The 12,164-nt window shown below is 61.8% G+C and carries 12 protein-coding genes; 3 read left to right on the top strand and 9 right to left on the bottom strand.

Translation table 11 applies throughout. The features are described 5' to 3' along the window. Positions 1 to 69: 69 nt before the first annotated feature. Positions 70 to 1,143: an ROK family glucokinase gene (locus B0G38_RS03485; RefSeq protein ID WP_264668160.1), complete on the top strand. Its 1,074-nt coding sequence runs from the start codon at positions 70 to 72 to the stop codon at positions 1,141 to 1,143. Between the two features lie 188 nt (positions 1,144 to 1,331). Here the strand turns inward: B0G38_RS03485 and B0G38_RS03490 are convergent, their stop codons facing one another. The 3 genes from B0G38_RS03490 to B0G38_RS03500 all read right to left on the bottom strand — a co-directional run bounded on the left by B0G38_RS03490 (position 1,332) and on the right by B0G38_RS03500 (position 3,562). Then, complete coding sequence (locus tag B0G38_RS03490; RefSeq protein WP_264668161.1) at positions 1,332 to 1,475, bottom strand: hypothetical protein; 144 nt, start codon at positions 1,473 to 1,475, stop codon at positions 1,332 to 1,334. Positions 1,476 to 1,706: 231 nt separating this feature from the next. Continuing rightward, positions 1,707 to 3,251: a sugar porter family MFS transporter gene (locus B0G38_RS03495; protein ID WP_264668162.1), complete on the bottom strand. Its 1,545-nt coding sequence runs from the start codon at positions 3,249 to 3,251 to the stop codon at positions 1,707 to 1,709. A gap of 161 nt (positions 3,252 to 3,412) precedes the next feature. After that, positions 3,413 to 3,562, bottom strand: coding sequence for a hypothetical protein (locus tag B0G38_RS03500; protein ID WP_264668163.1), 150 nt, complete (start codon positions 3,560 to 3,562; stop codon positions 3,413 to 3,415). A 601-nt stretch (positions 3,563 to 4,163) separates the two neighbouring features. On the opposite strand from B0G38_RS03500, the gene B0G38_RS03505 reads away from it, so the two are divergent. Beyond that, a complete protein-coding gene (locus tag B0G38_RS03505) occupies positions 4,164 to 5,045 on the top strand; it encodes a sugar phosphate isomerase/epimerase family protein (RefSeq protein WP_264668164.1) in 882 nt (293 codons plus the stop codon). 366 nt (positions 5,046 to 5,411) lie between these two features. Beyond that, positions 5,412 to 6,500 carry a Gfo/Idh/MocA family protein gene (locus tag B0G38_RS03510; RefSeq protein ID WP_264668165.1) on the top strand — a complete coding sequence of 363 codons (1,089 nt, stop codon included), beginning with the start codon at positions 5,412 to 5,414 and terminating at the stop codon, positions 6,498 to 6,500. A 1,340-nt stretch (positions 6,501 to 7,840) separates the two neighbouring features. Here the strand turns inward: B0G38_RS03510 and B0G38_RS03515 are convergent. The 6 genes from B0G38_RS03515 to B0G38_RS03530 form a co-directional block, all read right to left on the bottom strand. Then, a complete protein-coding gene (locus B0G38_RS03515) occupies positions 7,841 to 8,239 on the bottom strand; it encodes a type 1 periplasmic-binding domain-containing protein (protein ID WP_264668166.1) in 399 nt (132 codons plus the stop codon). A 119-nt stretch (positions 8,240 to 8,358) separates the two neighbouring features. Next, positions 8,359 to 8,736, bottom strand: coding sequence for a substrate-binding domain-containing protein (locus B0G38_RS23290; RefSeq protein WP_268019596.1), 378 nt, complete (start codon positions 8,734 to 8,736; stop codon positions 8,359 to 8,361). After that, a complete protein-coding gene (locus tag B0G38_RS23295) occupies positions 8,737 to 8,892 on the bottom strand; it encodes a LacI family DNA-binding transcriptional regulator (protein WP_413542020.1) in 156 nt (51 codons plus the stop codon). It lies immediately after the preceding gene. A gap of 73 nt (positions 8,893 to 8,965) precedes the next feature. After that, entirely contained in the window at positions 8,966 to 9,982 is a 1,017-nt protein-coding gene (iolG, locus tag B0G38_RS03520) for an inositol 2-dehydrogenase (RefSeq protein ID WP_264668167.1), read from the bottom strand. 27 nt (positions 9,983 to 10,009) lie between these two features. Further along, entirely contained in the window at positions 10,010 to 10,891 is an 882-nt protein-coding gene (locus B0G38_RS03525) for a sugar phosphate isomerase/epimerase family protein (protein ID WP_264668168.1), read from the bottom strand. Between the two features lie 7 nt (positions 10,892 to 10,898). Further along, complete coding sequence (locus B0G38_RS03530) at positions 10,899 to 11,993, bottom strand: Gfo/Idh/MocA family protein (protein ID WP_264668169.1); 1,095 nt, start codon at positions 11,991 to 11,993, stop codon at positions 10,899 to 10,901. Positions 11,994 to 12,164: the final 171 nt, after the last annotated feature.

Genomic DNA, 12,164 nt, shown 5'->3' on the forward strand with positions numbered 1-12,164 from the left:
GTCTAACAGGGCCCAATACTCCGTCATCGAAGCCACCGGTCACGGTCAGCTGGCAGAAGTACCCCTAATATGAAACAGATGAGAGCTGATCCGGACCGCCCGCGCACCATCAGGATCCATGCCGCGGCCCTACGTAATGGCCGGGTCCCGCGTGCACGCGCCCAGCTCCGGCTGCCCAGCCGGCTGACGCGCCGTGGGCTGTCCATCGGGATCGACATTGGGGGCACCAAGGTTGCTGCCGGCGTCGTCGACGCGGACGGCCGCATCCTCGCCGAAGAAATCCGTGCCACCCCTGGGCAGGATCCCCGCGAAGTGGAGCAGGTCATCGTTTCGCTCGTCCGCTCCTTGTCCGCTAACCACCGCATCCTGTCAGTCGGCATCGGCGCGGCCGGGTGGATGGACCGCAGCGGAAGCACTGTGCTGTTCAGCCCGCATCTGGCCTGGCGCAACGAGCCGGTGCGCACCAATCTTGAAAAGCTGCTGCACCGAAGGGTTTCACTGGCCAACGACGCCGACGCCGCGGCCTGGGCGGAATGCCGCTTCGGAGCGGGAACCGGCCAGAGCCGCTTGGTGTGCATCACCTTGGGAACCGGCATCGGCGGTTCCATCGTCATCGACGGCCGGCTGGAGCGGGGAAACTGGGGTGTGGCCGGCGAGTTCGGCCACCAGGTCATCGTCCCGCACGGCCATCGCTGTGAATGCGGGAACCGCGGCTGTTGGGAACAATATGCCTCCGGCAACGCCCTCGGCCGCGAGGCACGCGAACTTGCCCGGGCAAATTCCCCGGTTGCCCAGGAATGGCTCCGCGCGGTGGATGGCCGGGCGGAGGACATCACGGGCGCCGTCGTCACCTCCCTGGCCCGCGAGGGCGATCCGGCCAGCATCCAGTTGATCGAGGACATCGGCGAGTGGCTCGGTTTGGGCCTGGCCAACCTTGCCGCGGCCCTGGACCCCGGGATGTTCGTGATCGGTGGTGGACTCTCCGAAGCAGGCGAGCTGCTGCTGGAGCCGACCCGCCGCGCGTTCGGCCGCAACCTGACCGGTCGCGGTTTCCGTCCCGCAGCGCCCATCGAGGTGGCGGCACTGGGACCGAAGGCGGGGCTCATCGGGGCTGCCGACATTGCCCGCTTCTCCTGGCGGTAAGCCCTGGGGGGTCTATGTGAGCACGGCTGTCCGGGCGGTGCTTTCACTGCTCCTGTTGCTGCCAGCCATGGTGCTTTATCCTTTTGCCTGAACGCGCGGGCGGGGCGGAGCCGGGCCTTGCCGGGCGGGGTTTCCGCCCGGCAAGGATTCGGTGATTAGGCGGCCGTTTGGTGCAGTCCGAAGAGTTGCTATGCGAGGTCGATCAGGTGCCCGGGCACGTCGGCCAGGACCCAGGTTTCTTCAAGGACCAGCAGCGCGGACGCGGCGGTATGGACAAGGTTCAGGATCTTGCCTTCCTCGTTCAGGTAGAAACGCCAGTCATCCCCACTCATGGCTTCAACGTTCCCCGCCACGAGGGTTTGCAGGGTTTCGACACCAGCGTTGACAGGTGACCGAAAGGTACGAGTTTCCCCCGCTCCACGTGGGCCGCAAGCCCCCAGTACGGCAACGGCTGGAAGGACTTCCACGGTGACCGGTGCAAGGCAGGTTGGCTTGCGGCGAACTCGCTGGCGGCCACTTCACGGGTCCGGGGGATTGAGCTCCGGAGGGTAAAGCTCTGGGCGTCAGGAATGTCGGGCGTCGGCGGGCTTGACGACGTGGTAGATCGTTCCGGTGGAGACGTCTTCCTCGAGGTCTTCGAGGGAGCGGCCCCGGGTTTCGGGGACCTGGGTGATTACGAAGAGCAGGGCCAGCAGGCCGATTCCCGCGAAGAGGAAGAACGAGCCGGAAATGCCGACCGCGCCAACAAGCGTCGGGAAGTACAGGGCTAGGAAGCCGTTCATGGTCCAGCCGAAGAACACCGAGACGCCGATACCCAGCCCGCGCATGTGCAGCGGGAAGATCTCTGCAAGCCACACCCAGATAGCGATGTTCAGGAACGTCTGCATCGAGAGCACGAATGCGACCACGAGGATCAGGATCACGATTGGGCGGGCCGGGTTGCCTTCGGGAAGCAGCATGCCGGCGACCCCAATCAGCAGGTGGCAGGTCGTGGTCAACGACAATCCGATGATAAACGTGGTGCGGCGGTTAAGCCGGTCCATGTTGCACAAGGCAATGATGCCGCCGATAACGGCCACGACGCCGAACGCGATGTTCGCGAGTACGGCCTGCTGCGCTGACATCCCGGACTCCTCCAGAATGCGCGTGCCGTAGTACATGACTGAGTTAATGCCGGTCAGTTGCTGGGTCACGGACAATCCGATGCCAACCAGGACGATCCGCCGCAGCCACTTGTTCGTCAGAACTGCCTTCAAGCCGATCTGGTGCTCCTCGACTTCCTTGACCGCTACGTGCTCGATCTCCCGTAGCTCAGCTTTCGCGCGCTCGGCCGGACGGACCGACTCCAGCACTGCCAAAGCTTCACCGTACCGACCCTTCTCGGTCAACCAGCGTGGGGATTCGGGCATGCGCAGCATGCCGATGAACAGTGCGATCGCCGGCACCGCGGAGACGGAGAACATGATTCGCCACACGCCGTCCACGATGCCGCCGAGCGAGGTGGCGATGATCGCATTCATGGCGAATGCGGACAGCTGACCAATCACGATCGCCAGCTCGTTCCGGCCCGTGATCGACCCACGGATCTCGAATGGGGCCAGCTCGGCCAGATACACCGGCACCACCGTCGAGGCCCCACCGACGGCTAGGCCGATCATGATCCGCCCGCATACCAAGACCGCGAACCCCGTAAGGGAGAAGGTTCCCGGCTCCGGAGGCGCGGGCGAGAAGACCACCAGCAGGGTGCCAACGAAGAACAGCACCGCCAGCATGATGATCGTTTTACGTCGGCCCCATCCATCCGAGATCCGGCCGCAGACCAGAGCTCCAACCGCCGCCGCGAAGATCAGCGAACTGATCACCACGCCCAACTGGATCAGGTTCAACCCCAGGTCCTGGGCCATCGGCCCCTCGGCCCCGTTGGTCACACCCGTGTCATACCCGAACAGCAGGCCGCCCAGGCAGGCCACGGTCGAGATCAATCCGAGCCGCTTCCGATGCGGTCCACCGGTCAACGGCGGAAGGGTGACCTGTCTGTCGACTGTAGATTTTTGAGACATTTTAACTCCTTTGTCGCTGCCTGGATGATGCCTTTGTGAATCGCGCATGGCGCCCTCAAACGATGGATTGGTCGTAATTCAAATGCGGCGGTTCCGCCGCGCAGGATGCTACGTGGTGCTGCGGCGGGTGCGGGTGGAGGGCGGCTCGAACGTTCGGGCGAACATGTGGGGACCTTCCGACGGAACGAACGGGTGGGTGGCCTGGTGGTTCAGCGGGAGCCGGCGCGGCGCTTGTTGTGGGTGTCGAAGACCACGGCCAGCAGCGGCACCCCGCCCTTGCCGAAGGCAACGGTGAACATGTCCACTTTGAGCCTATGACCGGGATGCTCCGAGTACCGCACACCGGACAACATGTTCACACCGTAGCATAAACACACGTAAAAGTGATCCAGATTACTTCTCGATCGAATCTGTTACGAAGAGCGGAGTGAGCAGGGGCCGGCCATTCAGCCGTCAAGCAAGGCCGGCCTAGCTCAATGATTGGCCGTGGGTAGTGACGATAGCGCCACCATGGAGGAGTCCGACGCCTCCCTGTCGATCAGCGGACCAGGCGAAGGCATCCTGGCCCCCGCCGCCAAACACCCCCCCCTGTCGCCGAGCCGGTGCGTCAAGTAAGCATGGAGGCCAACCGGCACCTCGGGCGCCCCACAGGCAAAAGCGTATTTCATGGGCTAGGGATCGGAGGCATCCGAAGTGTTCTGGGTCATAGTTTGACCTCGTACAGTGTTCGTGACATGCTTTGGACACATTGTCCATTAGGCGGCACTACTGCTCGAAGATAGGCGGACGCCGGTCACTCCCGGTCGCCAAGCGCACTTGGCATGCGCGGATGGAGTCGACTGCATCCGCGCCGGCCGGCCCATCATGTCCCCGGTCACGGATGCACTGGCCGTGGCCCGCCGTCGATACCTGCTACCGATCCGAAAACCAGCAGGGCACCTCGATCGAGGTGGACCCAGCATGAGCACGACGAAAGAAGAGACCATGACCCCTCAACTGATCGCCACCTGTTGGACCAGCGCCGGCGACGCCGCGCCAATGCGGGCCGATGAGACAAGCCCAGTGCCCCTGGCCAAGCGCATTGCCGCTGTCGCCCAGACCGGGTGGTCCGGCATCGGCCTGGTGCATGCCGACCTTGTTGCGGCTCGCGATACGATCGGCTACGCCGAACTATCGCGCATGATCCGCGACGCCGGCATCGGAATCGTCGAGGTCGAGTTCCTCAACGACTGGTGGACCACCGGTGAAGAGCGTGCTGCAGCTGATGGTATCCGTGCAGACCTGTTCGAGGCCGCAAAGGTGCTGGGAGCCCGGCATATGAAAGTCGGAGCGGGTATGACCGAACAGCCGCTGCCCCTATCGACAATCGCTGGCGCCTTCGCCGACCTCGCGGACGAGGCCGCCGAAGCGGGCATCCAGCTGGCTTTGGAGGCCACCCCGTTCTCCCACCTTCGTACCACGCAGGAAGCCGTGGAGGTCGTGGGACGTTCCAGCAGCCCATCCGCGGGCTTGTTGATCGACATCTGGCACACCGCCAAGACCGGCCTATCCCACGAGGAGCTGTGGAAGGTGGTACCGATGGAACGCGTTGCGGCGATCGAGGTCGACGACGGCTACCACAAAACCGTCGGGACCATCTTCGAGGACACCATCAACAACCGTGCATATTGCGGCGAGGGCGACTTCGATTCGCGGACGTTCGTCGAGCGCACTCTGGAAGCGGGATGGACGGGACCGTGGGGTGTCGAGATAATCTCGGCGGAGCACCGTTCCCTCCCCGTCCTCGATGGTCTGAAGAAAGCCCAGGACACCGCACTCGCCTGCTTCCCGGTGGCTGGCTAGAGAACCCACCGGAATTTGACCCCGGCGCACGCCACTGTTCCTTCGGTTATGACCAGCGACTCGAGGCCTTCGGCCCCGAGGGCATGCTGTCCGTCGGAAACGTCACGCCAACTTTCGTCAAGAAGTACAACTCGACGGGGCACGGAGCAGGCAGAGCCATACATGCCGTTCTTCCTCGAGCGTTACGCACAGGCTACAACGCCGACCTGCAAGCCTTCGCCAAATCCGCCGCCACCGGCCGGACGGTGGCGATCGCCGGGGTCGCCGCAGCCAGTGCGGGCTAAGGCTGCAGGAGACCCGTTCGAGATGCGTCCGTAGTCACGGACGACTCGCTTATCGAAGAGACTTGAGAGAAGAGAGAGACAAATGAACACTTTGACCCTGGGACTCGTCGGCGTCGGCCGGATCGGCCAGATGCATGCCCAAAACCTGCTGACGGTTCGCGACCAAGTGGCAGCTCGCGGCGTGCAGCTCGAAATCGTGATTGCGGATGCCGCGCCGGAGACGGCCCGCCAGGTTGCCGATCGGCTCGGTCTGCGCGCCACCGAGAGTGTCGACACACTGATCAGCGAAGGCATCGACGGCCTCATCATCGCGACCAACACCGCAACCCACCCCGACCTGATTCGTGTTGGCCTCGCCGCCGGACTGCCGGTGTTCTGTGAGAAGCCAGTATCCTCCGGCGTCGTCGGCGCGCTACCTCTACTGAAAGAAATCGAGGCAGTTTCCGGCGTCGTACAGATCGGCCATCAGCGCCGCTTCGACGTGGGCTATCAGGAGGCCAAACGCCGGTTCGACGCCGGCGATCTCGGATGGCTCCACGGCCTTCGGGCCGTGTCAGGGGACGCATTTCCACCCGCGGTGGAGTACCTCGCGACCTCCGGTGGGATCTTCCGCGATATGGCCGTGCACGATTTCGACGTGATCCGCTGGTTGACCGGCCAGGAGATCGTCGAGGTTTACGCACGGGGCACCAACAACGGCGATCCTGAAATCGGCGCTGTGGGTGACGTAGACACGGCGCAGGCCACGCTCACCCTCGCCGACGGCACCGTCGCCATGGCCACGGCCACCCGCTACAACGGGGCGGGGCACGATGTACGCCTAGACGTACAGGGATCCAAGGACACCGTGGTCGTTGGCCTCGACGACCGGTCGGCCCTGCGTTCCGCGGAACCCGACGTGGGGTTCCCGGCCGGGACCGCCCATCAGACGTTTGCCGAGCGGTTCGTCGACGCGTACGTGGCCGAGCTGGTCGCGTTTGTCGAACTAGTTCTAGGGGAGCGTGACAACCCGTGCACGCCGTTCGACGCCGTAGCCGCGTCCCTCGTGGCAGATGCAGCTCAATTGTCCCTCGTCCGTAGTGAGCCGGTAGCCGTCCCGGCGCTGCGCGATGTCCTCGACGGCACGGCCGATCCGGTCCCCGCCGTCGATCTGGTGCCGTTCCCCGCCTAGTACTACGGTCGCCTGTTCTGACCCGGAGGATCCGCGAGCAATGGATCCTCCGGGAGGACGAATCTGATCGGATAAGTGCCCATGGCTTAGCCCTTGGACGCTTTCATCGGTGTAGTCAAAGAACGCGCCGTGGCCTGACCGGTGGCCAGCTGCTGCTCTCGATGGTCCCGGTCCAATAGCTCGATTGCCATGGAGGCGCACATGCATTCCATGAGAGGGACCTTCCAACAACAAAGGGACACACGTACCTCGTCGAAGCTAGGTGGCGTCATGCTCCTGCTGTCGATGGAGACCTCGCCGACCTCGCGCATGAGGCGAACCGGGGTATCGATTCCACCCTGGGTCTTTTCATCTCCATGGCCGGTTTCCAGGAAGAAGTCGAAGCGCTTTACCGACTCTCACATCAGTCCAAGCTCGTCCTAATGAGCGGTGAGGACTTGGCGGTTATCTTCGACGGAAGGATCAGTCTGCCCGATGCCCTAAAAGCAAAGGCCCAATGGGCATCCGTCGACGGAGAACCATATCTATGGCTAGCCGCCCTTTAAGCGCGCCCAAGGAACGCTGGCATCAAGCCAATAGACGATTGACACCACTTGGCACTGTGGCCCTCCTTCTAATCGGAATTACCGCCAAGCCGCACGTCGAAGTAGCTGCTCGGTGTGCCAGCACGAGAGCAGCGAGCAATGGAAGTGCTTACCTCGATCTTAGAGATTGCGAGGGACGTGGCCCTGCCTGTCTGCATCGCACTGATCACGGCCCAGATATCGCTTCGTGCTGGCCGTCAACAGAGCTGGCCGTCAACAGATCAGGGCACAAGCGGTCGAGCGGATCGAGAGAACCGAGACGACGAACGGCAAAAACGTCGAGAAAGCTGTGTAGAAGACGCTGCGCGCGCCCCGGACCCAGGACACGCAGTAGAGGCATGCTCGACATCCCGCAGGCGTCTGCTTGGTCGGCATATCGGTCACCTCACCCATGAAGATGCTGAGCGCCTGATCCTAGAGGGTCACGCGGAGAAACTCGAACACTTGGCGTTGCATCAACTGGACGCAGTGGTGCCCTGAAGATCTCCCCATGGTCCCTGATACTCCATTATTCCTTACTTCTCTGCGTACGTTCCGTCAGCTTCCGGGATGAGACGCTCCTGGCCGGCCACTGCCAGAGCCGAGCCCTGACCCGAGTTACGCGTGCCCTGTGGTTCCGCGACGAACATGGCAGAACTGCCAGGCGAGAAGAGGCAAGCGGCTTCGGATCGAATGGATCTTATTGAAGAGACGCCCAAGTTCGTGGTTGACGAGCAGTTGGCATTAACGCAGGCGCACGCCATACGAAACCATCGCTCACGGATTATGAGCCTGCGGGTCCTGAGGTATCAGGCCGTGGGACCGGCTGCTACAGGCCGACCGGGATGTTGTATAGGGTAATATTTTCGAAGCCTCGATCGGCGGCTCATTGGACAAGGCCCCGTGGTCGTGCATCAGGATCCTGCAGCATCGGTTGAGATCCTGCCGCAGCAGCGCGTCGATTCTGCCGGTCCGCAGCAGCGTAAGATTATCGTCGTTCAGGTCATGTCCAATAAACACGGTTGGCTGGCGCCCTGCAGCGTCGAAGGCCAAGATTCCCGAATTGCCACCTCCGATGGAGTAGACGCCAGCCAAGCACTGATCCTCGTTCAGCTCCCCCATCATGATCTCCCGCGGGTTCTCATTCAATCCGTGCGAACCGTCCAGGTAGTGCACGGGCGCTCCGGTTCCATACGGCGTAGCGCCGCCCGGAATCACATCTCCCGTTCCTCTTCACCGCGGAAGGAATCGCTGCCCCCGATCGCTGCGATGTCGCCCGGCTGTCCTCGCAACCACTAGGAAAGGAGATATGCTGCGGTGACACCGGAACGATTGTCGATGCCTACGTAGGCTAACCGCCGGCTTACCGGCAGGTCAGAGGCTAGGGTGATCACAGGAATGCCAACCGCTTGTAATCGATCGACGGCCGCAACCGCCTCTTGTACGTCCGGTGCCATAAGCACCACACCGTGGCTGCCTTTGGCCGCGATTCGATCCATCCGGGTAACACATTCCTCCTGTGACCAGCGTTCATACAGATGGAAACGTGTTCGGAAAACCCCTGGCAGGAGGAAGGGTAGCTCGTCTTCTAGCGCCCTGCGAACCGTCGTATGGAACCAGGCCGGCGCAGCTGCCACGACGTCAATCATGAAACGTCGTCCCACCAGCTCCATTTAGTGTCGCTGCGCTTCCAAGTCCTGAATTGCCTGCTGCACTTGCCCGGCAGTCCCGGACTGCACTCCCGGTCGACCGTGTAGTACCCGGTCAACCGTTGCATCACTGACACCCGCCTGACGTGCAATCTCACGCACTGTGAACGGATGTGCCATGCTTCTCGCCGACTTCACCCTGACAGGTAGTTTTCACCTTTGCCGCCTGCTTCGACTGGTGGAGGAAGAACGGTTACCAAATCTGTTCGACCTTAACGGTTTTTCCAATCTGAGCAGACTCGACGGCGGCATCGGCCAACACCAACGCAGCTAGCCCATCCGCGAATCCAGGACTCGGCGCGGTCCCGCTCCGGATTGCCCGAGCAAAAGCTTGCAACTCCAAGCGATATGCCTCGGCATATCGTTCCAGGAAGAAATTCATGATGGGGTCTTGTAGCTCTGTACCGCTGGCGTCGTGCTTGCGCACAGCAGTTGGAGTCAAGTTGCGCGCTTCGAGCATGCCTTCAGGGCCGAAAGCCTCCAGACGCTGATCGTATCCGTAGGAACAATGGCGCGAATTGGTGATCGATATGAGCTCGCCGCCGCGTCCACGCAGTGTCACGACCACGGAATCGTAGTCGCCAAGCTCTCGAATTTCATCACTGAACTGGTTGGCGCCAACAGCCGTAACCTCGACGATATCCGGCACGAAGAAACGTGCCATATCGAGATCGTGAATGGTCATATCCCGGAAAATTCCTCCGGAAGTCTCGAGGTAGCCGCGTGGGGCCGGCGCCGGATCCCGGCTGATAATGGTCAGCTGTTCCAGAGGCCCGATCTCGCCAGCTGCCACACGCGCGTTGACCGCCGCGAAACCCGGGTCGAATCTGCGGTTGAATCCGAGCATGATGGGGGCTGTGGCGTTCTTGACTCGATCACGGCAGGCCAGGACTGTGTCTAGGTCCAGGTCAATGGGTTTCTCGCAGAGGACTGCTAGGCCCCGCTCCGCAGCACGGGTCATGAGGTCCACGTGAGTGTTGGTGGGTGAGCCGATGATGACCCCGTCAAGATCCTGTGCGGCGAAAACCTCTTCGGGGTCCTGGACTGCGCGGGCTCCTGTTTGGGAAGCCAAGGCACGGGCTGCATCGATAAACGGATCGGCAATCAGTACCAATTCGATATCGGGATCTGCCGCGAGGTTGCGGGCATGGACCTGTCCGATGCGGCCTGAGCCGAACAGCGCAAGGCGGAGAGGACGAGATGAACTCATGATTGTGTATTCCTTCGGTTATGGCGCTTAGGAGGAGAGGTTGGGGAAGCTGGCAACAGCGGTGTTGAAGGCGTGTTGCAGGCCTTCATATACCGGGGTGTTGCGGTGGGTTTCGGAGATAATTTCCACGCCCCAGGGGCCGCGATAGCCTGCTTTAAGGGCATGTCGCACGAAACCAGCGGTGTCGAACTCGCCCTCGCCACAATAGGTCCGCCGATTGATGGTGTCCTCGAAGATCGTGCCCAGGGTGTCGTAGTAGCCGTCGTCAATCTCTACGGCAGCTACCCGGTCCATCGGGACGATGGACCATAGTTCCTCATGCGACAGTCCGGTCTTCGCGGTGTGCCAGATGTCGATCATCAGTCCGGCCGATGGGCTATCGGTTGCCGTGACTACCTTGATTGCGTCCGGTGTGGTGCGCAGGTTTGAGAAAGGGGTGGCTTCCAGAGCAAGTTGGATGCCCAGGGAGGATGCATCGTCTGCCAGCTCGCCGAAGGCATCGGTGAGCACGGAGATGGGGAGCGGCACGTCGGCGTTGCCGGCGCCGATCTTTATGTGGCGGGCCCCCAGCGCGGTGGCCGCTTCGAACAGATCTGCACGGATCGTGTCGGAGGATTCACGGGCGCTACCTGTGGCCCACCAGTCGTTGAGAAACTCAATTTCGGTGATTGACAACCCTGCCTCGCTGATCTGTCGGGCCAGTTCCGGGTAACCGATAGTTTCCCGGGCCAGTATCAAATCGGCATGAACCAAACCAATGCCCGCCCACCCGGTTGCGGCGATAGCCGCAATGCGGTCGCTGAGGGCAATTGGACTCGACTCACTGGGGCGTAGTGGAGCAGCGTCTCCCGCGCTGGTCCAGCAGGTGGCGATCAGCGCGGGAGCGCTGGTGGGGGAATGCGTGTTCATCATGCTCCTAGCTGACGGGGACCTGGGCGGCCAGTGAAACTTCGGCGCCTTGGGCGTTGTTGGATCGGTAGCTGGCTTCAACGATTTGAGCGACGCTTAGTGCGTCGGCGACCGGAGCTACGATTGGCGCTCCGGTTCGCATCGAATTCACCCAGCCTCGCATCTCGGTATGGAAATTCGAGATGTTCCCCAACTCCGGGAGTTCAGAGAACTTATTGGCTTCGGTGCGGGCAAATGGTGGTGTGAAATGGGATTCGGTCCATTCATTCCAACCGGGCAAGTAGCCGTCCCGGGCCTGATCAACGTGTACGCGCAACGTTTGCGGCAGAACACCAATTTCGAGCATTCCGCGTGTGCCGTAAACGAAGATCCGCGAGCTTTCGAACCATTCCAGGCTGTCATGCCCGTCAAAGCTGAACGTGACGGATAGATCCGGGTAATTCAATAGCACCGACGCCGAGTCTTCGCGGCTCTTCCCGTCGGACAATCTGGGGGACTTATGAACGCGAGCGTTGACTGACTGCGGAGCGCCGAACATGTGTACCAGCGAATCGAGCATATGGCACCCAAGAATCCACAGCACTCCCCCCATGTCAGCCGGCTGGTTCAAGTGGTCAGTCAGATGTTCACCGACCATTGCCGCTCCCCGGGCCGACACAGTGACGACCTCTCCTATGGTGCCTCCAGCGATGAGCTCGCGTGCCCGCTCGATACTTGGGGCAAGACGCACGTTGTATCCGACCTGGACAACCTGGTCCTGAGCAGCCGCACGTTCTGCCTCGGCCAGTTCAAGAAGGTCCTCCACGGTCCCGCCCCCGGGCTTCTCCACGACCACCGATTTTCCAGCGGCAAGTGCGCGGAGGGCATGAGGAATCATGTCCTTGCTCTTGGAATGAACCATAATTGCGTTGATTCGATCATCGCCCAGCACGTCCTCGATGCTGCGGGCTTCAACATCGTACTTTTCGGTGAAGTATGTCAGCCGGGGATCGGTGTCGGCCGCGGCGACGACTTCAACGTTTTCGATCGCCCGCAGGGCCCGAACCCGTGCTGATGCGTGGGGGTGTGTGATACCCAGCAGTCCGACAACGATGGGCTTCATGAGGTGTCTCCTGTTTGTTTGGTCAAAGGGTTCCCATGGAACCGGCGTCCGGGACCGAGGGGGAAAGATGAGGGGGAGGAATTTGATTCTTCATTCCCAAAGTGCCACTGGATGGACAACTTGTCCAAAGTATTTCATCTCACACCTCGCCGGTCAAGTACGCCGGGTCAC

It is taken from the genome of Crystallibacter permensis, from assembly GCF_025960875.1.
In the GTDB taxonomy this organism is placed as follows: Bacteria; Actinomycetota; Actinomycetes; order Actinomycetales; family Micrococcaceae; genus Crystallibacter; species Crystallibacter permensis.